29 protein-coding genes are annotated in these 17692 nt (G+C 63.9%); 28 read left to right on the plus strand and 1 reads right to left on the minus strand.

What is annotated here, in order from left to right:
* The first annotated feature begins 48 nt into the window (after positions 1-48).
* From rplC to rplQ, 27 genes are all read left to right on the plus strand, one after another.
* Positions 49-762, plus strand: a complete 714-nt coding sequence (gene rplC / locus JQ617_RS03000; RefSeq protein WP_063682751.1) for a 50S ribosomal protein L3 — start codon at positions 49-51, stop codon at positions 760-762.
* Between the two features lies 1 nt (position 763).
* Complete coding sequence (rplD, locus tag JQ617_RS03005; protein WP_011088150.1) at positions 764-1384, plus strand: 50S ribosomal protein L4; 621 nt, start codon at positions 764-766, stop codon at positions 1382-1384.
* Positions 1381-1683, plus strand: a complete 303-nt coding sequence (locus JQ617_RS03010; protein WP_027564406.1) for a 50S ribosomal protein L23 — start codon at positions 1381-1383, stop codon at positions 1681-1683. Before rplD ends, JQ617_RS03010 begins: the two co-directional genes overlap by 4 nt.
* A gap of 12 nt (positions 1684-1695) precedes the next feature.
* The gene (gene rplB, locus JQ617_RS03015) at positions 1696-2529 is read left to right on the plus strand and encodes a 50S ribosomal protein L2 (protein WP_063682752.1); all 834 of its coding nucleotides are present in this window, start codon (positions 1696-1698) and stop codon (positions 2527-2529) included.
* Positions 2530-2541: 12 nt separating this feature from the next.
* The gene (gene rpsS, locus JQ617_RS03020) at positions 2542-2820 is read left to right on the plus strand and encodes a 30S ribosomal protein S19 (protein ID WP_008136357.1); all 279 of its coding nucleotides are present in this window, start codon (positions 2542-2544) and stop codon (positions 2818-2820) included.
* A 10-nt stretch (positions 2821-2830) separates the two neighbouring features.
* Positions 2831-3217 carry a 50S ribosomal protein L22 gene (gene rplV / locus JQ617_RS03025; RefSeq protein ID WP_024342451.1) on the plus strand — a complete coding sequence of 129 codons (387 nt, stop codon included), beginning with the start codon at positions 2831-2833 and terminating at the stop codon, positions 3215-3217.
* Between the two features lie 18 nt (positions 3218-3235).
* Positions 3236-3961: a 30S ribosomal protein S3 gene (rpsC, locus tag JQ617_RS03030; RefSeq protein ID WP_063682753.1), complete on the plus strand. Its 726-nt coding sequence runs from the start codon at positions 3236-3238 to the stop codon at positions 3959-3961.
* Positions 3962-3991: 30 nt separating this feature from the next.
* Positions 3992-4405, plus strand: coding sequence for a 50S ribosomal protein L16 (gene rplP, locus JQ617_RS03035; protein ID WP_018647247.1), 414 nt, complete (start codon positions 3992-3994; stop codon positions 4403-4405).
* Between the two features lie 5 nt (positions 4406-4410).
* Positions 4411-4617, plus strand: a complete 207-nt coding sequence (gene rpmC / locus JQ617_RS03040) for a 50S ribosomal protein L29 (protein ID WP_011088144.1) — start codon at positions 4411-4413, stop codon at positions 4615-4617.
* Positions 4618-4630: 13 nt separating this feature from the next.
* Positions 4631-4879 (plus strand): 30S ribosomal protein S17, encoded by a 249-nt coding sequence (gene rpsQ / locus JQ617_RS03045; RefSeq protein WP_008136346.1) that lies wholly within the window; start codon positions 4631-4633, stop codon positions 4877-4879.
* Positions 4880-4963: 84 nt separating this feature from the next.
* The gene (rplN, locus tag JQ617_RS03050) at positions 4964-5332 is read left to right on the plus strand and encodes a 50S ribosomal protein L14 (protein WP_063682754.1); all 369 of its coding nucleotides are present in this window, start codon (positions 4964-4966) and stop codon (positions 5330-5332) included.
* Entirely contained in the window at positions 5332-5646 is a 315-nt protein-coding gene (gene rplX / locus JQ617_RS03055; protein WP_007603031.1) for a 50S ribosomal protein L24, read from the plus strand. Before rplN ends, rplX begins: the two co-directional genes overlap by 1 nt.
* Positions 5639-6196: a 50S ribosomal protein L5 gene (gene rplE, locus JQ617_RS03060; RefSeq protein ID WP_011088141.1), complete on the plus strand. Its 558-nt coding sequence runs from the start codon at positions 5639-5641 to the stop codon at positions 6194-6196. The genes rplX and rplE overlap by 8 nt, the downstream gene beginning before the upstream one ends.
* Positions 6197-6242: 46 nt before the next feature.
* Positions 6243-6548: a 30S ribosomal protein S14 gene (rpsN, locus tag JQ617_RS03065; RefSeq protein WP_018647251.1), complete on the plus strand. Its 306-nt coding sequence runs from the start codon at positions 6243-6245 to the stop codon at positions 6546-6548.
* A 14-nt stretch (positions 6549-6562) separates the two neighbouring features.
* Positions 6563-6961 carry a 30S ribosomal protein S8 gene (gene rpsH, locus JQ617_RS03070; protein ID WP_027554158.1) on the plus strand — a complete coding sequence of 133 codons (399 nt, stop codon included), beginning with the start codon at positions 6563-6565 and terminating at the stop codon, positions 6959-6961.
* 16 nt (positions 6962-6977) lie between these two features.
* The gene (gene rplF, locus JQ617_RS03075) at positions 6978-7511 is read left to right on the plus strand and encodes a 50S ribosomal protein L6 (RefSeq protein ID WP_063682755.1); all 534 of its coding nucleotides are present in this window, start codon (positions 6978-6980) and stop codon (positions 7509-7511) included.
* 11 nt (positions 7512-7522) lie between these two features.
* Positions 7523-7885, plus strand: coding sequence for a 50S ribosomal protein L18 (gene rplR / locus JQ617_RS03080; protein ID WP_007603036.1), 363 nt, complete (start codon positions 7523-7525; stop codon positions 7883-7885).
* 44 nt (positions 7886-7929) lie between these two features.
* Positions 7930-8523, plus strand: coding sequence for a 30S ribosomal protein S5 (gene rpsE / locus JQ617_RS03085; protein WP_008136332.1), 594 nt, complete (start codon positions 7930-7932; stop codon positions 8521-8523).
* A 23-nt stretch (positions 8524-8546) separates the two neighbouring features.
* On the plus strand, positions 8547-8741 hold the full coding sequence (gene rpmD / locus JQ617_RS03090; RefSeq protein WP_063682757.1) for a 50S ribosomal protein L30: 195 nt from the start codon (positions 8547-8549) through the stop codon (positions 8739-8741).
* A 75-nt stretch (positions 8742-8816) separates the two neighbouring features.
* On the plus strand, positions 8817-9302 hold the full coding sequence (rplO, locus tag JQ617_RS03095; RefSeq protein ID WP_212024311.1) for a 50S ribosomal protein L15: 486 nt from the start codon (positions 8817-8819) through the stop codon (positions 9300-9302).
* A gap of 150 nt (positions 9303-9452) precedes the next feature.
* On the plus strand, positions 9453-10784 hold the full coding sequence (secY, locus tag JQ617_RS03100) for a preprotein translocase subunit SecY (RefSeq protein WP_063682758.1): 1332 nt from the start codon (positions 9453-9455) through the stop codon (positions 10782-10784).
* 11 nt (positions 10785-10795) lie between these two features.
* On the plus strand, positions 10796-12007 hold the full coding sequence (locus JQ617_RS03105) for a preprotein translocase subunit SecY (protein ID WP_212024313.1): 1212 nt from the start codon (positions 10796-10798) through the stop codon (positions 12005-12007).
* Positions 12004-12882, plus strand: coding sequence for an adenylate kinase (locus JQ617_RS03110; RefSeq protein WP_212024315.1), 879 nt, complete (start codon positions 12004-12006; stop codon positions 12880-12882). The genes JQ617_RS03105 and JQ617_RS03110 overlap by 4 nt, the downstream gene beginning before the upstream one ends.
* Positions 12883-13068: 186 nt before the next feature.
* Positions 13069-13437 carry a 30S ribosomal protein S13 gene (gene rpsM, locus JQ617_RS03115; protein ID WP_063682761.1) on the plus strand — a complete coding sequence of 123 codons (369 nt, stop codon included), beginning with the start codon at positions 13069-13071 and terminating at the stop codon, positions 13435-13437.
* A 121-nt stretch (positions 13438-13558) separates the two neighbouring features.
* Positions 13559-13948, plus strand: coding sequence for a 30S ribosomal protein S11 (gene rpsK, locus JQ617_RS03120; RefSeq protein WP_007603045.1), 390 nt, complete (start codon positions 13559-13561; stop codon positions 13946-13948).
* 114 nt (positions 13949-14062) lie between these two features.
* Positions 14063-15094: a DNA-directed RNA polymerase subunit alpha gene (locus JQ617_RS03125; RefSeq protein ID WP_063682762.1), complete on the plus strand. Its 1032-nt coding sequence runs from the start codon at positions 14063-14065 to the stop codon at positions 15092-15094.
* A gap of 120 nt (positions 15095-15214) precedes the next feature.
* Entirely contained in the window at positions 15215-15631 is a 417-nt protein-coding gene (gene rplQ / locus JQ617_RS03130; RefSeq protein WP_063682763.1) for a 50S ribosomal protein L17, read from the plus strand.
* A gap of 80 nt (positions 15632-15711) precedes the next feature.
* On the opposite strand, the gene JQ617_RS03135 is transcribed toward rplQ, so the two are convergent.
* Positions 15712-16689: a Bug family tripartite tricarboxylate transporter substrate binding protein gene (locus JQ617_RS03135; protein WP_212024317.1), complete on the minus strand. Its 978-nt coding sequence runs from the start codon at positions 16687-16689 to the stop codon at positions 15712-15714.
* A gap of 148 nt (positions 16690-16837) precedes the next feature.
* Between JQ617_RS03135 and JQ617_RS03140 the strand changes: the two genes are divergently transcribed.
* Positions 16838-17677, plus strand: coding sequence for a c-type cytochrome (locus JQ617_RS03140; RefSeq protein WP_212024319.1), 840 nt, complete (start codon positions 16838-16840; stop codon positions 17675-17677).
* Positions 17678-17692: the final 15 nt, after the last annotated feature.

A 17692-nucleotide genomic window follows, 5' to 3' on the forward strand; every position in this document is an offset into this window, starting at 1 on the left:
TTTGGATCCCGTTCGCGAAAGCGGACAAAGAGAACAGGAAGCAAGCCGATGCGCTCCGGAGTGATCGCACAAAAGGTCGGGATGACGCGGGTCTTTACGGAGGCCGGCGAACATATCCCCGTGACCGTGCTGAAGCTCGGCAATTGCCAGGTCGTAGGCCACCGCACCGAAGAGAAGAACGGTTACGTCGCGCTCCAGCTCGGTTCGGGCAGCCGCAAGACCGTTTACATGCCCAAGGCCGAGCGCGGCCAGTTCGCGGTCGCCAAGGTCGAGCCGAAGCGCCGGGTCGAGGAGTTCCGCGTCACCGCGGACGCCATGATCCCGGTCGGCGCCGAGATCCAGGCCGACCACTTCGTCGTCGGCCAGTTCGTCGACGTCACCGGCACCTCGGTCGGTAAGGGCTTCGCCGGCGGCATGAAGCGCTGGAACTTCGGTGGTCTGCGCGCCACGCACGGTGTGTCGATCTCGCACCGTTCGATCGGTTCGACCGGTGGCCGTCAGGACCCCGGCAAGACCTGGAAGAACAAGAAGATGCCCGGCCACATGGGTGTCGACCGCATCACCACGCTCAACCTCCGCGTCGTTCAGCTCGACGTCGAGCGCGGCCTGATCCTCGTCGAAGGCGCCGTTCCCGGCTCCAAGGGCGGCTGGATCCGCGTGCGTGACGCCGTCAAGAAGCCGCTGCCGAAGGACGCTCCGAAGCCCGGCAAGTTCAAGGTTGCTGGCGACGCTGACGCCGCTCCGGCTGCGCAGGAGGCGTGAGATGGAACTGAAGGTCACCACCCTCGAAGGTAAGGAAGCCGGCTCCGTCCAGCTCTCCGACGCCATTTTCGGTCTCGAGCCGCGCCAGGACATCATTGCACGCTGCGTGCAGTGGCAGCTCAACAAGCGTCAGGCCGGCACCCACAAGGCCAAGGGCCGCGCCGAGATCTGGCGCACCGGCAAGAAGATGTACAAGCAGAAGGGCACCGGCGGTGCTCGTCACGGCTCGGCACGCGTGCCGCAGTTCCGCGGCGGTGGCCGTGCCTTCGGCCCGGTGGTGCGTTCGCACGCCACCGACCTGCCGAAGAAGGTCCGCGCGCTCGCTCTCAAGCACGCTCTCTCGGCGAAGGCCAAGGACGGCGATCTGCTCGTGATCGACAAGGCGGCTCTGGAAGCCGCCAAGACCAAGGCGCTGCTCGGTCACTTCTCGGGCCTGGGGCTCACCAACGCGCTGATCATCGACGGTGCCGAGCTCAACAACGGCTTCGCCGCTGCAGCCCGCAACATCCCGAACATGGACGTGCTGCCGATCCAGGGCATCAACGTCTATGACATCCTGCGCCGTCAGAAGCTCGTTCTGACCAAGGCCGCCATCGATGCGCTGGAGGCGCGCTTCAAATGAGCAAGAACATCGAGCCTCGCCACTACGACGTGATCCTGTCGCCGGTCGTGACCGAAAAGGCCACGATCGCCTCGGAGCACAACAAGGTGCTGTTCAAGGTGGCCGCCAAGGCGACCAAGCCGCAGATCAAGGAAGCGATCGAGAAGCTGTTCGACGTCAAGGTCAAGAGCGTCAACACGCTGGTCCGCAAGGGCAAGACCAAGGTCTTCCGCGGCAATCTCGGCTCGCAGTCGAACTCCAAGCGCGCGATCGTGACCCTCGAAGAGGGTCATCGGATCGACGTGACCACCGGTCTGTAAGGTCGTACGACGATGGCACTGAAGACATTCAATCCCACGACGCCGGGCCAGCGCCAGCTGGTCATGGTCGATCGTTCGGCCCTGTACAAGGGCAAGCCGGTCAAGGCGCTTACCGAGGGCAAGCACTCCTCGGGCGGCCGCAACAACACCGGCCGCATCACCGTGCGTTTCCGTGGCGGCGGCCACAAGCAGACCCTGCGCATCGTCGACTTCAAGCGCGACAGGGTCGATGCGCCCGCGACGGTCGAGCGGCTGGAATACGATCCGAACCGCACCGCGTTCATCGCGCTGATCAAGTATCAGGACGGCGAGCAGGCCTATATCCTGGCGCCGCAGCGCCTGGCCGTGGGCGACACCATTGTCGCCGGCAACTACGTCGACGTGAAGCCGGGCAACGTCATGCCGCTCGGCAACATGCCGGTCGGCACTATCATCCACAACATCGAGGTCAAGATCGGGAAGGGCGGCCAGCTCGCTCGTTCCGCTGGCACCTATGCCCAGCTCGTCGGTCGCGACCAGGACTACGTGATCATCCGCCTGAACTCGGGAGAGCAGCGTCTGGTGCACGGCCGTTGCCGCGGCACGATCGGCGCGGTGTCGAACCCGGATCACATGAACACCTCGATCGGCAAGGCCGGCCGTAACCGCTGGCTGGGCCGCAAGCCGCACAACCGCGGTGTTTCGATGAACCCGATCGACCATCCGCACGGCGGTGGTGAAGGTCGTACCTCGGGCGGCCGCCACCCGGTCACCCCGTGGGGCAAGCCGACCAAGGGCAAGAAGACCCGCTCCAACAAGTCGACCAACAAATTCATTCTCCTAAGCCGCCACAAGCGGAAGAAGTAAGGAACGACGGACATGGTTCGTTCAGTCTGGAAAGGCCCGTTCGTCGAGGGTTCTCTGCTCAAGAAGGCAGATGCCGCCCGCGCGTCCGGCCGTCACGACGTCATCAAGATCTGGAGCCGTCGCTCGACGATCCTGCCGCAGTTCGTCGGCCTGACCTTCGGCGTCTACAACGGTCAGAAGCACGTGCCGGTGGCCGTCAACGAGGAAATGGTCGGTCACAAGTTCGGCGAGTTCTCGCCGACCCGGACCTTCCATGGCCACTCCGGCGACAAGAAAGCCAAGAAGGCTTGAGGATTAAACGATGAGCAAACCTAAGCGCGAACGGAGCCTCGCCGAGAACGAGGCCAAGGCGGTCGCCCGGATGCTGCGGGTGAGCCCGCAGAAGCTCAACCTGGTCGCCCAGCTCATTCGCGGCCGGAAGGCGTCTGCCGCGCTCGCCGACCTGCAGTTTTCGCGCAAGCGGATCGCGGTTGACGTGAAGAAGTGCCTGGAATCGGCTATTGCCAACGCCGAGAACAACCACGACCTCGACGTCGATGATCTCGTCGTGGCGCAGGCCTTCGTCGGCAACGGCCTCGTGATGAAGCGCTTTGCCGCCCGCGGCCGTGGCCGCTCGGGCCGGGTCTACAAACCATTTTCGCAGCTGACGATCATCGTTCGTCAGGTCGAAGCCGAAGCAGCGGCTTAAGGGACGCAGGAGAACACGATGGGTCAAAAGATCAATCCGATCGGTCTGCGTCTCGGCATCAACCGGACCTGGGATTCCCGCTGGTTCGCCGGCAAGCAGGAGTACGGCAAGCTGCTGCACGAGGACGTCAAGATCCGCGAGATCCTGCACAAGGAGCTCAAGCAGGCGGCCGTCGCCCGCATCGTGATCGAGCGTCCGCACAAGAAGTGCCGCGTCACCATCCACTCGGCTCGTCCGGGCGTGGTGATCGGCAAGAAGGGCGCCGACATCGACAAGCTGCGCAAGCGCGTCGCGGACATCACCTCGTCGGACGTCGTCATCAACATCGTCGAGATCCGCAAGCCGGAGCTCGATGCGACGCTGGTGGCGGAATCGATCGCCCAGCAGCTGGAGCGCCGCGTGGCGTTCCGCCGTGCCATGAAGCGCGCCGTGCAGTCGGCGATGCGTCTCGGCGCGGAAGGCATCCGCATCAACTGCTCGGGTCGTCTGGGCGGTGCGGAAATCGCGCGCATGGAGTGGTACCGCGAAGGTCGCGTGCCGCTGCACACGCTGCGCGCCGACATCGACTACGGCGTTGCGACCGCGTTCACGACCTTCGGCACCTGCGGCGTCAAGGTCTGGATCTTCAAGGGCGAGATCCTCGAGCACGATCCGATGGCCCAGGACAAGAGAATGGCCGAAGGCGAGACCAGCGGCGGTGGTGATCGCGGTGGCCGTGGGCGCCGTGACAACGCTGCGGCCTGATCCGCACTGAGAATTTGAGGGCTTAAAGCCATGATGCAACCTAAGAAAACGAAGTTCCGGAAGGCGCATAAGGGCCGCATCCACGGCGTTGCGTCTTCGGGCGCGACGTTGGCGTTCGGCCAGTACGGCCTGAAGGCGACCGAGCCTGAGCGCGTCACCGCGCGCCAGATCGAAGCCGCCCGCCGCGCGCTGACCCGCCACATGAAGCGCGCCGGCCGCGTCTGGATCCGCGTGTTCCCCGACGTTCCGGTGTCGAAGAAGCCGGCCGAAGTCCGCATGGGCTCCGGCAAGGGCTCGCCGGAATTGTGGGTGGCGCGCGTCAAGCCGGGCCGGGTGCTGTTCGAGATCGACGGCGTCAACACCCAGACCGCGCGCGAGGCGCTGACCCTGGCGGCCGCCAAGCTGCCGATCAAGACGCGCTTCGTCGAGCGCATTGCGGAGTAATGGCCATGGCCCAGATGAAGATCGAAGACATCCGCGCGATGAGCCCCGACCAGCAGGATGACGCCATCCTGAACCTGAAGAAGGAGCGCTTCAACCTGCGCTTCCAGCGCGCCACCGGGCAGCTCGAGAACACCTCGCGCCTGCGCGAGGCTCGCCGCGACATCGCCCGGATCAAGACCGTCGCCGCGCAGACGCGCGCGAAGAAGAAGTAAGGGGCTTACGAAGATGCCGAAACGTACTTTGCAAGGCGTGGTCGTCAGCGACAAGACTGCCAAGACCGTCGTGGTGCGCGTTGACCGCCGCTTCACGCATCCGATCTACAAGAAGACGATCCGCCGTTCGAAGAACTACCACGCGCACGACGAGGACAACCAGTTCAAGCCGGGCGACATGGTGTGGATCGAGGAATCGAAGCCGATTTCGAAGTTGAAGCGCTGGGTCGTGATCCGGGGCGAACACAAGAAAAGCGCCTGATCTGTTGGCTTTAGCCGACTGACTTCAGGGAAATGTTGAGCGCCGGCTGGGCTGGCGCAAAGAGAAAGAGGACGAGGTGCATCAATGATTCAGATGCAGACCAACCTCGACGTGGCCGACAATTCTGGCGCACGCCGTGTCATGTGTATCAAGGTGCTCGGAGGCTCCAAGCGCCGCTACGCCACGATCGGCGACGTCATCGTCGTCTCGATCAAGGAAGCGATTCCGCGTGGCAAGGTGAAGAAGGGCGACGTGATGAAGGCCGTCGTGGTGCGCGTCCGCAAGGACATCCGCCGCGCCGACGGTTCGGTCATCCGCTTCGACCGCAACGCCGCCGTTCTGATCAACAACCAGTCCGAGCCGGTCGGCACCCGTATCTTCGGGCCCGTGCCGCGCGAGCTGCGCGCGAAGAACCACATGAAGATCATCTCGCTCGCGCCGGAGGTGCTGTGATGGCTGCGAAGATCCGCAAGGGCGACAAGGTCGTCGTGCTGACCGGCCGCGACAAGGGCCGCACCGGCGAAGTGTTCGAGGTTCGTCCCGACGCCGGCACGGCACTCGTGCGCGGCATCAACATGGTCAAGCGTCACCAGAAGCAGACGCAGGCCCAGGAGGGCGGCATCATCTCGAAGGAGTCGCCGATCCAACTGTCCAACATCGCGTATGTCGGCAAGGACGGAAAGCCGACCCGCGTCGGATTCAAGATTCTGGCGGACGGCAAGAAGGTCCGCATCGCCAAGAGCTCGGGAGCTGAGATCGATGGCTGAGGCCGCTTACACCCCGCGCCTGCGCGCGGAATACGATGCGAAGATCCGCACCGCCATGACCGAGAAGTTCGGTTATGAGAACGTGATGCAGGTTCCGCGCCTGGACAAGGTCGTGCTGAACATGGGCGTTGGCGACAGCGTCAACGACCGCAAGAAGGCCGAGACCGCCGCTGCCGAGCTGACCCAGATCGCCGGCCAGAAGGCGATCGTGACCTACTCGCGTATCGCGATCGCGACCTTCAAGCTGCGTGAGAACCAGCCGATCGGCTGCAAGGTCACGCTGCGCAAGGCCCGCATGTACGAGTTCATCGATCGCCTGGTGACGGTCGCGCTGCCGCGCGTCCGCGACTTCCGCGGCCTGAACCCGAAGAGCTTTGACGGCCGCGGCAACTACTCGCTCGGCATCAAGGAGCACATCATTTTCCCCGAGATCGACTTCGACAAGGTCACGGAAGCCCGCGGTATGGACATCACCGTCTGCACCACGGCCAAGACCGACGAAGAGGCGAGGGCCTTGTTGACCGCTTTCAATTTCCCGTTCCGGCAGTGAGACGCTGACCTAAAGCCTCTCAAACGCGGATACCCAGGAGCCAAGCATGGCAAAGAAGAGTTCAGTCGAGAAGAACAACCGGCGCAAGCGGATGGTGAAGAACGCCGCCGCCAAGCGCGAGCGGTTGAAGGCGATCATCGCCGACAAGAAGCTGCCGATGGAAGAGCGTTTCGCTGCGACGCTGAAGCTGGCCGAAATGCCGCGCAACTCGTCGGCGACCCGCATCCGCCTGCGTTGCGAGCTGTCGGGCCGCCCGCGCTCGAACTATCGCAAGAACAAGCTGTCCCGTATCGCGCTGCGCGACCTTGGCTCCAAGGGCATGGTCCCGGGCCTCGTGAAGTCCAGCTGGTAAGGAGGGTCGTTTAGATGTCTACGCACGATCCAATCAGCGATCTGATCACCCGCATCCGCAACGCGCAGATGCGCTCCAAGACCAAGGTCTCCACGCCTGGTTCGAAGATGCGCGAGAACGTGCTCGAGGTGCTGAAGACCGAGGGCTACATCCGCGGTTACGCCACGCTCGAGCACTCCTCGGGCCGCAGCGAGATCGAGATCGAGCTGAAGTATTTCGACGGCGAGCCCGTCATCCGCGAGATCGAACGTGTCTCCAAGCCCGGGCGTCGCGTCTACGCCTCGGTGAAGAACCTGCCGCGGGTCAACAACGGGCTCGGCATTTCGGTGTTGTCGACGCCGAAGGGGATCATGGCCGACCACAGCGCGCGCGACGCGAATGTGGGCGGTGAAGTCCTCTTCACGGTGTTCTGAGAAGGATTTTTCATCCATGTCACGAGTTGGCAAAAGGCCTGTGGCGGTTCCGTCGGGTGTGACCGCGACCGTCGATGGGCAGACCGTCAAGATGAAGGGGCCGAAGGGCCAGCTTCAGTTCGTCGTCCACGACGATGTCGAGGTGAAGCTCGAGAACGGCCAGGTCAAGGTCAAGCCGCGCGCCGAGACCAACCGCGCGCGCGCCCTGTACGGTACCGCTCGCGCCCAGGTCGCGAATCTGGTCGAAGGCGTCACCAAGGGCTTTGAGAAGAAGCTCGAAATCACCGGCGTCGGTTACCGCGCCGCGATGCAGGGCAAGAACCTGCAGCTCGCGCTCGGTTACAGCCACGACGTGATCTATACGATCCCGGAAGGGATCACGATCACCGTGCCGAAGCCCACCGAGATCACGGTCACCGGCAGCGACATCCAGCGCGTCGGCCAGGTCGCCGCCGAGATCCGCGCCTACCGTCCGCCGGAGCCCTACAAGGGCAAGGGCGTGAAGTATGTGGGCGAATTCATCTTCCGCAAGGAAGGCAAGAAGAAGTAACGGAGCCGGTCATGTCCAAAGCCAAGGTTACGAATGCCCGGCGCAAGCGGAGTGTGCGGCTGAAGCTGCGCCGCTCCGGTGGTGGCCGTCCCCGTCTGTCGGTGTTCCGCTCGTCCAAGCACATCTATGCCCAGGTCATCGACGACCTGAAGGGCGAGACGCTGGCCTCTGCTTCCTCGCTCGAGAAGTCGATGCGCGACGGCGGCAAGACCGGCGCCGACATCGATGCGGCGAAGGCGGTCGGCAAGCTGCTGGCCGAGCGCGCCGCCGAGAAGGGCGTCAAGGAAGTCGTGTTCGATCGCGGCAGCTACCTCTACCACGGGCGCGTCAAGGCTCTCGCCGACGCGGCACGTGAGAGCGGGCTGAGCTTCTAACAGAATTTGAGGATTGAGGCGTAAGCCTCTGAAGGATTGGAAAAATGGCAGAACGCGAACAACGTGGTGGACGCGATCAACGCGGCGGCGGACGCGAACGCAAGGAGCGCGAGGAGCGCGACAGCGAGTTCGTCGACAAGCTCGTCCACATCAACCGCGTGGCCAAGGTCGTCAAGGGCGGCAAGCGCTTCGGTTTCGCAGCGCTGGTCGTGATCGGCGACCAGAAGGGCCGCGCCGGCTTCGGTCACGGCAAGGCGCGCGAAGTGCCTGAGGCGATCCGCAAGGCAACCGAGTCCGCCAAGCGCAACCTGACCCGCGTGTCGCTGCGCGAGGGCCGCACGCTCCATCACGACATCGCCGGCCGTCATGGCGCGGGCCGTGTCTACCTGCGTGCAGCTCCCGCCGGTACCGGCATCATCGCCGGCGGCCCGATGCGCGCCGTGTTCGAGACGCTCGGCGTCCAGGACGTGGTTGCGAAGTCGATCGGCTCGTCGAACCCCTACAACATGGTTCGCGCGACCTTCGACGCGCTGAAGCATCAGGATTCGCCGCGTTCGGTCGCAGCCCGCCGCAACATCAAGGTGTCCACTCTGCAGTCGCGCCGTATCGGTGGCGATGCCGAGGCGGCTGCCGACTAACGGAAGCTCTGGAGTAGACTCCCATGGCCAAGGCCAGCAAGACGATCAAGCTCGAGCAGATCGGCAGCGCGATCCGCCGCCATCACTCGCAGCGCTCGACGCTGATCGGGCTCAAGCTCAACAAGATCGGTCGCACCAGCGAACTGCAGGACACTCCGGCGGTCCGCGGCATGATCGAGAAGGTTCACCATCTCGTCCGCATCGTCGACGAGAAGTAAGTAACGGCGCGCGATCCCGAGAGCGGGTGACCTGCTTTCGGTGACGATCGTGCGCAAGACACAAGGAGAAGGGCGATGAAGCTCAGCGATATCGCCGACAACGCCGGCTCGCGCAAGAAGCGTATGCGCGTCGGCCGCGGCATCGGTTCGGGCAAGGGCAAGCAGTCCGGCCGCGGCGGCAAGGGCCAGACCGCGCGTTCGGGCGTGCGCATCAAGGGTTTCGAAGGCGGCCAGATGCCGATGCATCGCCGTCTGCCCAAGCGCGGCTTCAACAACATCTTCCGCGTCGAGTTCGCCGAGATCAATCTCGACCGGCTCCAGGAAGCGGTCGATGCCAAGAAGATCGACGCCGGCAGCGTCGTGAACGTCGAGGCCCTGGTGAAGGGCGGCGTGCTGCGCCGCGCCAAGGCCGGCCTGCGGCTGCTCGGCCGTGGCGAGCTCAAGTCCAAGCTCAACATCGAAGTGCATGGCGCCACCAAGACCGCGATCGCCGCGGTCGAGAAGGCCGGCGGTTCGGTGAAGGTCCTCGCCCCTGCCAAGGAAGAAGGCGAGGCGGCGTAACAACTGCGTCATTGGCCCGCGGCTCGCGGGCCTTTACGCAGGCGGGACGTGGACTTATCGAAGCCGAGCCCCAGATAATGTCCGGCGTCCGCTAGTTAGTAGCCCGGCCGCGGGCATGACGGCGCAACAGGCGGCGGGAGAAAGTCCAAGATGGTCTCTGCAGCGGAACAACTGGCAGCCAATCTCAATTTCGGCGCGTTTGCCAAGGCCGACGAACTGAAGAAGCGCATCTGGTTCACCCTGGGTGCGCTGCTCGTTTATCGGCTCGGAACCTACATCCCGCTGCCGGGCATCGATCCCAACATCTGGGAGCAGGTGTTCAAGTCGCAGGCGGGCGGCATCCTCGGCATGTTCAACATGTTCGCCGGCGGCGGTATCCACCGCATGGCGATCTTCGCGCTGAACATCATGCCGTACATCTCGGCCTCGATCATCATTCAGCTCCTGACCACCGTCTCGCCGCAGCTCGAGGCGCTGAAGAAGGAAGGCGAGGCCGGCCGCAAGACACTGAACCAGTACACCCGCTACCTCACGGTGATCCTGGCCGCGTTCCAGTCCTACGGTATCGCGGTGGGTCTCGAAGGCGCCGGCAACGTCGTCAGCGATCCCGGCATGTTCTTCCGCCTGTCCACGGCGATCACGCTGACCGGCGGCACCATGTTCCTGATGTGGCTGGGCGAGCAGATCACCTCGCGCGGCATCGGCAACGGCATCTCGCTGATCATTCTCTCCGGCATCGTCGCGGAGCTGCCCGCGGCGCTCGCCAACATGCTCGAGCTCGGCCGTCAGGGCGCGATGTCGACCGGCCTGATCCTGGTGGTCATCATCATGGCCGTCGCCGTGATCGCCTTCATCGTGTTCATGGAGCGCGCCCAGCGCCGGCTGCTGATCCAGTATCCGAAGCGCCAGGTCGGCAACAAGATGTTCGAGGGCCAGTCCTCGCATCTGCCGCTCAAGCTCAACACCTCGGGCGTGATCCCGCCGATCTTCGCGTCCTCGCTGCTCCTGCTGCCGGCCACGGTTGCGAACTTCAACGCGGGCAGCGGTCCGGAATGGTTCCAGTGGATCACGACCCAGCTCGGCCACGGCCGCCCGCTGTTCCTGATCATGTATCTGGCGCTGATCGTGTTCTTCGCCTTCTTCTACACCGCGATCGTGTTCAACCCGACCGAGACCGCGGACAATCTGAAGAAGCATGGCGGCTTCATTCCGGGCATCCGTCCGGGCGAGCGCACGGCCGAATATATCGACTACGTGCTGTCGCGCATCACCGTGCTCGGCGCGATCTATCTTGCCATCGTCTGCTTGATCCCGGAGATCCTGATCTCGTACGCATCGGTGCCGTTCTACTTCGGCGGCACCTCGCTGCTGATCGTCGTCAGCGTCACCATGGATACCGTGGCGCAGGTGCAGGGCTATCTGCTGGCCCATCAGTACGAAGGCTTGATCCGCAAGTCGAAGCTGCGCGGCCGCCGCAGGTAAGCCCGCCGCAAATGACGACCGAGCTCGCGCGCCGCATCGCTATCACGATCGGCGCGCTTCTCATTTATAGGCTCGGCACGCAGATCCCGATCGCTGGATTGGATGTTTCGCGGCTCTCCTCGTTCCCCAGCTTGAACGGCCGCCTTTCGCTCTTTGCGCTCGGCCTCATTCCCTATTTGACTGCGGCGATTTTCGTCCGGTTGCTGTCGGTGGTGTGGCGAGGCCTGAGTTCGCTGGAGCGATCGGGCGAGAACGGCCGGGGCAAGGTTGCGCGCGCCACGCTTGTGCTTACGCTGGCTCTTGCGGCCTTTCAGGCCTACGGCATCGCCTCCACGCTGATTTCCTTTCCGGAGCTCGTCAGGAATCCCGACGGCTGGTTCGTGGTAACCGCGACGGCCTCGATGGTTGGAGGTGTCTTCGCGCTGGTGTGGCTGAGCGAACAGATCACCCGCCACGGCATCGGCAACGGCCTGGCGCTGATCCTGAGCGTCGGCATGCTCGTCTCCCTGCCGCGAGACGTCGCCGGCATCGCCGATGTCGTGCGGAGCGGGGCGGTCTCGGGCAATCTCGTCTTCATCCACGCCGTGTTCTGGGCCGTGACCGTCGCCGTGATCGTGCTCGTCGAAGGCGCGCGTCGGAATGTGCGGGTCGCGTTCGGCGCGCTCAATGTCGGCGCGCGGCAATTGCCGGCGCGCGATGCCGTGCTGCCGATCAAGCTCAACAGCGCCGGGTTCCTGATTCCCGTTAGCGTAGCGCCGTGGATATTCTATCTGCCGCTTGCCTTTGCGGGCTTCGTCCTCGGAGGCGATCATCCCCTAGTTGCCGCAACCTACCGGCATCTCCAGCTCGGGCAGCCGGCGCACATGATCCTCGTGTCGATCGCCGTGTTCGCGCTCGCCTTCGTCTACACCGCCTATGTCGTCGATCCCGAATACACTGCCGAAACCCTGGCCCGGCATCGCGGCACTATTCCCGGCATCGCGCCCGGCGAGGCGACGGCCGCCCATCTCGATCGCGTGGTGTCATTGACGACGGTCGTCGGAGCCGTCTACCTGACTGCGTTGCAGTTGATTCCGGAGGTGTTCGACCTTTACGGGATCGGTCTGCCTTATAGTATGGTCGTCAATGGCGGTGCGGCGCTGGTTGTGGTTTGCACTGTCCTTGATATCAAAACACAGGTGCGCGACGTATCGCTCACCAATCCGGGGGGCGTACGCCGATGAGAATTATACTTCTGGGACCGCCGGGGTCGGGCAAGGGGACCCAGGCGCAGCTCTTGGTGCAGCGCTACGGCATCGTCCAGCTCTCGACGGGCGAGATGCTGCGCGCAGCCGTTGCGGCGGGAACGCCGGTCGGGCTGAAGGCCAAGGAGATCATGGCGAGCGGCGGCCTCGTGCCGGACGAGGTCGTGGTCGGAATCATCTCCGACCGGATCGACCAGCCGGACGCCAGGAACGGCTTCATCCTCGACGGCTTCCCGCGCACCGTGCCGCAGGCCGAGGCGCTCGATGAGCTGCTCCGGCACAAGCATCTCAAGCTCGACGCCGTGATCGAGCTCCGCGTCAACGAGAGCGCGCTGCTGAACCGGGTCGAGACCCGAGTCGCCCAGATGCGCGAGCGCGGGGAGGAGGTCCGGGTGGATGACACGCCGGAGGTCCTGACCAAGCGCCTCGCCAGCTACCGCACCCAGACCGAGCCGCTGATTCACTACTATTCCGAGCGGCGGAAGCTCTCCACCATCGACGGCATGATGGCCATCGACGAGGTCACCCGCGCCATTCACCGCCAGCTGCTGGCGCTCGGGGCGGTGGAACCCAAGACCCACGCCCGCAGCGCGGCCAAGTCGGCCCCGGCCAAGAAGGCCAAGGCAACCAAGAAGGCGACCAAGAAGGCTGCCAAAAAGCCGGCGAAAGCGGCCAAAAAGGCTGCTAAACCGGCCAAAACCGCCAAAAAGGCGGCCAAAAAGGCCGTGAAGGGCGCCAAGAAGGCAGCCAAGAAGACTGCCAAGAAAACGGTCAAAAAAGCCGCGAAAAAGACCGTCAAAAAAGGTTCGAAGAAGGGACCAAAAAAGGTCACGAAAAAGCGAGCCAAACGCTAGCAGCGGTTGACGAAAGCCCCTGGAATCCCCTAATAAGCCCCGCATCCAAGTCGGATAGTTTCAGACGATGCCGGGCCCCAGGAAGACCGGGGGTGGGCGTCGTGTTCGCGTTTGTGAACACCTGCCCGAGAAAGCAAGCACTTAAGCCCGATTTCTGACGAGGGATCGGCAACAGGAGAGAAGGCCGTGGCCCGTATTGCCGGCGTGAACATTCCCACCAACAAGCGCGTGCTGATCGCGCTTCAGTACATCCATGGCATCGGCCCGAAGATCGCCGGTGACATCATCGAGAAGGTGAAGATCCCCGTGGATCGTCGCGTCAATCAGCTCAGCGACGCCGAAGTGCTCCAGATCCGCGAAGTGATCGACCGCGACTATCTCGTCGAGGGCGACCTGCGTCGTGAGGTCGGCATCAACATCAAGCGTCTGATGGACCTCGGCTGCTATCGCGGCCTGCGTCATCGTCGCGGTCTGCCGGTGCGCGGTCAGCGGACCCACACCAATGCGCGTACGCGCAAGGGTCCGGCCAAGGCCATCGCCGGCAAGAAGAAGTAAGTTTTCGAATCCAATCGCGGCGTGTGGCGAAAGGGGAGACCCGTTCGCCACGCGCTTTTCGTTCCACAGGTGTAGCCGCTGGCATTACGGCGGCGTTTGAGATCTTCAGGAAAGGGACTCAATGGGCAAGGAAGCCACCCGCGTTCGCCGTCGTGAGCGCAAGAACATCGCCTCCGGCGTTGCGCACGTGAACTCGTCGTTCAACAACACGACCATCACCATCACCGACGCGCAGGGCAACACGATTGCCTGGTCTTCCGCCGGCACGATGGGCTTCAAGGGCTCGCGCAAGTCGACCCCGTACGCGGCGCAGGTTGCCGCCGAGGACGTGTCGAAGAAGGCGCAGGAGCACGGCATGCGCACGCTGGAAGTCGAAGTCGCCGGTCCCGGTTCGGGCCGCGAGTCGGCGCTCCGCGCTCTCCAGGCCGCGGGCTTCACGGTCACCTCGATCCGCGACGTGACCACGATCCCGCACAACGGTTGCCGTCCCCGCAAGCGTCGGCGCGTTTGATTTCTACAAGTTGCGGGCGCATCGGCGCCCGCAACGACTTTGCAAGAAGCCGCGGGAATGCTCTGCGGCCTTTCTCCAACGCCAGTATTTGATGCCTCAAATTGACTGGCCTGTATGGGTGAAACAGTGACGATCCAGAAAAATTGGCAAGAACTGATTCGGCCGAACAAGCTCCAGGTCACGCCCGGCAGTGACTCCTCGCGTTTCGCGACCATCGTCGCCGAGCCGCTCGAGCGCGGCTTCGGCCAGACCCTCGGCAACGCGCTGCGCCGCATCCTGCTCTCCTCGCTCCAGGGCGCGGCGGTGCAGTCGGTGCACATCGACGGCGTGCTGCACGAGTTCTCCTCGATCGCTGGCGTCCGTGAGGACGTCACCGACATCGTGCTGAACATCAAGGACATCTCGATCAAGATGCAGGGCGAAGGCCCCAAGCGCATGGTCGTGAAGAAGCAGGGCCCGGGCGTCGTCACCGCCGGCGACATCCAGACCGTCGGCGACGTCGTCGTGCTCAACCCGGACCTGCAGATCTGCACCCTCGACGAGGGCGCCGAGATCCGCATGGAGTTCACCGTCTCCACCGGCAAGGGCTATGTCCCCGCCGAGCGCAACCGTCCCGAGGACGCGCCGATCGGCCTGATCCCGGTCGACAGCCTGTACTCGCCGGTCCGCAAGGTCTCCTACAAGGTCGAGAACACCCGCGAGGGCCAGATCCTCGACTACGACAAGCTGACCATGACGATCGAGACCAACGGCGCGATCTCGCCGGATGACTCGGTGGCTTACGCCGCCCGCATCCTGCAGGATCAGCTCAACGTGTTCGTCAACTTCGAAGAGCCGCGCAAGGAAGTCGCCCAGGAGATCATCCCGGACCTCGCCTTCAACCCGGCCTTCCTCAAGAAGGTGGACGAGCTCGAGCTGTCGGTGCGTTCGGCCAACTGCCTGAAGAACGACAACATCGTCTACATCGGCGACCTCGTGCAGAAGAGCGAAGCGGAAATGCTCCGCACCCCGAACTTCGGCCGCAAGTCGCTGAACGAGATCAAGGAAGTGCTGGCCCAGATGGGTCTGCATCTCGGCATGGAAGTGCCGGGCTGGCCGCCGGAGAACATCGACGAGCTCGCCAAGCGCTTCGAAGATCATTACTGATCGACTTCACTGTCGCGGCCGGACATTCCGGCCGCGATTTTTATGGGCGAACGCAGGAAGCCCACCTGAGCAACTGATCCGACGAACCATCGCGGCAGTTCATAAGTAAGGAATAGACACATGCGTCACGGTAAGGTTCATCGGAAGCTCAATCGCACTGCCGAGCATCGCCGCGCGATGTTTGCCAATATGTGCGCCGCGCTGATCAAGCACGAGCAGATCGTCACCACGCTCCCCAAGGCCAAGGAATTGCGTCCGATCGTGGAGAAGCTGATCACCCTCGGCAAGAAGGGCGGGCTGGCCATGCGCCGCCAGGCCATCTCCGAGATGCGGGACAAGGACCAGGTCAAGAAGCTGTTCGACGTACTGGCGCCCCGCTACAAGGATCGCCAGGGCGGCTACACCCGCATCATCAAGGCCGGCTTCCGCTACGGCGACAACGCCGCGATGGCTGTGATCGAGTTCGTCGATCGCGACGTCGATGCCAAGGGCCAGGATTCGGGCCCGGTGCAGGAGAAGCAGGACGAGGCGGCGTAAGCCGTAATCGCAATCACGGAATTGAAAGCGGCGCCCTCGGGCGCCGCTTTTGTTTTGGGGCTGGCGATGGATCGGCCCGATTACTCCTCCTTGATCCCCGCCTTCTGCGCGATCTCCTTCATCTCGGCCGTCTCCTTGCCGATGGTGCCGGCCCAATCGCTATAGCGCACGAAGCCCGGCTCGAAGCCGACCTGGTTGAAGCGCTCGATGACGGAAGGAGTGTTGACGATCTCCTGCAGCGTCGTCGTCAGCTTGTCGCGAACCGCAGGCGGCAGCCCCTTGGGCGCGACCACCGCGCCCCAGGACGCGAAGTCGATGCCGGTGTAGCCGAGTTCGGCAAGCGTCGGCACGTCGGGCAGGAACGGCGTGCGCTTGCCCGAGAACACCGCGAGCACCTTGACGGTGCCGGCATCGATCTGCGGCTTCACGGCGATCACCGTGTCGACGTGATACTGGATGTGCTTGCCGATCAAATCGTTCATCGCCGGCGCGCTGCCCTTGTAGGGCAGGTGGACCATCTTGATTCCGGCAGCCGATTTGAACAGCTCGCCGGCGAAATGCGAGACGGTGGCGACGCCGAACGAGGCCAGCGACAGCTTGTCGGGATTGGCTTTCGCTTCAGTGACGAGCGCGGCCAGATCCTTGACCGGGTTGTCCTTGTAGGTGACCAGCGCCAGCGTGATCTTGCCGACCTGGCCGAGCGGCTCGAAATCCTTGGCGGCGTCGTAAGGCACCGTTTCCTTCACGGCCGTCGGCAATGTGAAGCTCGAGTTCGAGCTGAAGAAGATGGTGTATCCGTCAGGCGCCGAACGCGCGACTTCCTTGGCCGCGATCGTGGTGCCGCCGCCGGGACGGTTCATGATGATCACGGGCTTGCCGAGCCGCGTCTCCAGTTCGCTGCCGATGATGCGCGCGACCACGTCCGAGGCGCCGCCGGGCGGGAAGGGGACGATCAATTGCAGCGGCTTGTCCGGATAGACCGCCTGGGCCGGTGCAAGCGAATTGCCGCCCATCAGGCTGACCAGTCCAAGGATGATCGTGAGAGCCGTCCGCTTCATCGCTTCGTTCTTCCGTGTTCACGTGAGCAACAAGGAGACACTGTACTACTTGTTAACGGCCGTTCCAGCCCGCATCCGCGCCGCGCGTTGCCGAGGGAAGACCGGCTTGTTAGCCTGCTGCTCGCGAATCCGGGCCGGGGGGCTTTCGATGAGGGCGCTGTTTGGGATTGTGCTGGCGCTTGCGATGTCGCCGGCCGCAGGCGAAACGCTGCTCGAGCGCGGCGCCTATCTCGTCGGCAGCGTGATGGTCTGCCACAATTGCCACACGCCGCGCGGGCCGCAGGGGCTCGATCTGTCACGCGCACTCTCGGGCGGCAGCCAGGTCTTCGACGAGCCCGCCTTCAAGGTGTCTGGCTCCAACATCACGCCGGACAAGGACACAGGCATCGGCAATTGGAGCGATGCCGAGCTGAAGCGCTTCCTCGTCAGCGGCATCAAGCCTGATGGCACCAGGGCCGCGCCGATCATGCCGACCGAATTCTACACGGTGCTCACCGCCCGCGATCTCGACGCGCTCGCGGCCTATTTGCGTTCCGTACCGGCGATACGCCATGAGACGCCCGCGCCGGAATACAGGATCGCGCTGAAGCCGGAGGTGCCGACCTATGCCGGCAAGCAGGCGAGCGAGCAGGAGCTGGCCGACAAGCTCGCGCGCGGCCGCTATCTGCTGACCATCGCCCATTGCCTGGAATGCCACACGCCGGAGGGCCCGTCTGCGGTCCATGACTTCGCCGGCGCGAGCGGCAAGGGCGGCCGGACCTTCAGGGGACCGTGGGGCGAATCCGTCTCTCCCAACATCACCCCTGATCCTGCCGCAGGCCTCGGTCAGTGGAGCGACGACGAAATCAAACGTGCGATTACGCAAGGCATCGCGCGCGATGGTCACAAGCTCAAGCCACCGATGGCCTATGCTGCCTATGCCAGCATGACGGCCCAGGATCTCGATGCCATCGTCGCCTTTCTCCGGACACTACCGGCGCGCAACTGATCGCTCACGCGTCGG

It is taken from the genome of Bradyrhizobium sp. KB893862 SZCCT0404, from assembly GCF_018130885.1.
In the GTDB taxonomy this organism is placed as follows: domain Bacteria; phylum Pseudomonadota; class Alphaproteobacteria; order Rhizobiales; family Xanthobacteraceae; genus Bradyrhizobium; species Bradyrhizobium stylosanthis.

Bases quoted from the DNA above. Each gene is read 5' to 3' on its own strand.
- JQ617_RS03010 (WP_027564406.1), top strand. From the start codon at position 1,381: ATGAGCAAGAACATCGAGCCTCGCCACTACGACGTGATCCTGTCGCCG.
- JQ617_RS03125 (WP_063682762.1), top strand. From the start codon at position 14,063: ATGGGTGAAACAGTGACGATCCAGAAAAATTGGCAAGAACTGATTCGG.
- rplD (WP_011088150.1), top strand. From the start codon at position 764: ATGGAACTGAAGGTCACCACCCTCGAAGGTAAGGAAGCCGGCTCCGTC.
- rplP (WP_018647247.1), top strand. From the start codon at position 3,992: ATGATGCAACCTAAGAAAACGAAGTTCCGGAAGGCGCATAAGGGCCGC.
- rplO (WP_212024311.1), top strand. From the start codon at position 8,817: ATGAAGCTCAGCGATATCGCCGACAACGCCGGCTCGCGCAAGAAGCGT.
- rplE (WP_011088141.1), top strand. From the start codon at position 5,639: ATGGCTGAGGCCGCTTACACCCCGCGCCTGCGCGCGGAATACGATGCG.
- rplQ (WP_063682763.1), top strand. From the start codon at position 15,215: ATGCGTCACGGTAAGGTTCATCGGAAGCTCAATCGCACTGCCGAGCAT.
- rpmD (WP_063682757.1), top strand. From the start codon at position 8,547: ATGGCCAAGGCCAGCAAGACGATCAAGCTCGAGCAGATCGGCAGCGCG.
- rpsQ (WP_008136346.1), top strand. From the start codon at position 4,631: ATGCCGAAACGTACTTTGCAAGGCGTGGTCGTCAGCGACAAGACTGCC.
- secY (WP_063682758.1), top strand. From the start codon at position 9,453: ATGGTCTCTGCAGCGGAACAACTGGCAGCCAATCTCAATTTCGGCGCG.
- rpsH (WP_027554158.1), top strand. From the start codon at position 6,563: ATGTCTACGCACGATCCAATCAGCGATCTGATCACCCGCATCCGCAAC.
- rplN (WP_063682754.1), top strand. From the start codon at position 4,964: ATGATTCAGATGCAGACCAACCTCGACGTGGCCGACAATTCTGGCGCA.
- rpsN (WP_018647251.1), top strand. From the start codon at position 6,243: ATGGCAAAGAAGAGTTCAGTCGAGAAGAACAACCGGCGCAAGCGGATG.
- rpsK (WP_007603045.1), top strand. From the start codon at position 13,559: ATGGGCAAGGAAGCCACCCGCGTTCGCCGTCGTGAGCGCAAGAACATC.
- JQ617_RS03110 (WP_212024315.1), top strand. From the start codon at position 12,004: ATGAGAATTATACTTCTGGGACCGCCGGGGTCGGGCAAGGGGACCCAG.
- JQ617_RS03135 (WP_212024317.1), bottom strand. From the start codon at position 16,689: ATGAAGCGGACGGCTCTCACGATCATCCTTGGACTGGTCAGCCTGATG.
- rplV (WP_024342451.1), top strand. From the start codon at position 2,831: ATGAGCAAACCTAAGCGCGAACGGAGCCTCGCCGAGAACGAGGCCAAG.
- JQ617_RS03105 (WP_212024313.1), top strand. From the start codon at position 10,796: ATGACGACCGAGCTCGCGCGCCGCATCGCTATCACGATCGGCGCGCTT.
- rplC (WP_063682751.1), top strand. From the start codon at position 49: ATGCGCTCCGGAGTGATCGCACAAAAGGTCGGGATGACGCGGGTCTTT.
- rpmC (WP_011088144.1), top strand. From the start codon at position 4,411: ATGGCCCAGATGAAGATCGAAGACATCCGCGCGATGAGCCCCGACCAG.
- rpsS (WP_008136357.1), top strand. From the start codon at position 2,542: ATGGTTCGTTCAGTCTGGAAAGGCCCGTTCGTCGAGGGTTCTCTGCTC.
- rplF (WP_063682755.1), top strand. From the start codon at position 6,978: ATGTCACGAGTTGGCAAAAGGCCTGTGGCGGTTCCGTCGGGTGTGACC.
- rplX (WP_007603031.1), top strand. From the start codon at position 5,332: ATGGCTGCGAAGATCCGCAAGGGCGACAAGGTCGTCGTGCTGACCGGC.
- JQ617_RS03140 (WP_212024319.1), top strand. From the start codon at position 16,838: ATGAGGGCGCTGTTTGGGATTGTGCTGGCGCTTGCGATGTCGCCGGCC.
- rpsC (WP_063682753.1), top strand. From the start codon at position 3,236: ATGGGTCAAAAGATCAATCCGATCGGTCTGCGTCTCGGCATCAACCGG.
- rplR (WP_007603036.1), top strand. From the start codon at position 7,523: ATGTCCAAAGCCAAGGTTACGAATGCCCGGCGCAAGCGGAGTGTGCGG.
- rplB (WP_063682752.1), top strand. From the start codon at position 1,696: ATGGCACTGAAGACATTCAATCCCACGACGCCGGGCCAGCGCCAGCTG.
- rpsE (WP_008136332.1), top strand. From the start codon at position 7,930: ATGGCAGAACGCGAACAACGTGGTGGACGCGATCAACGCGGCGGCGGA.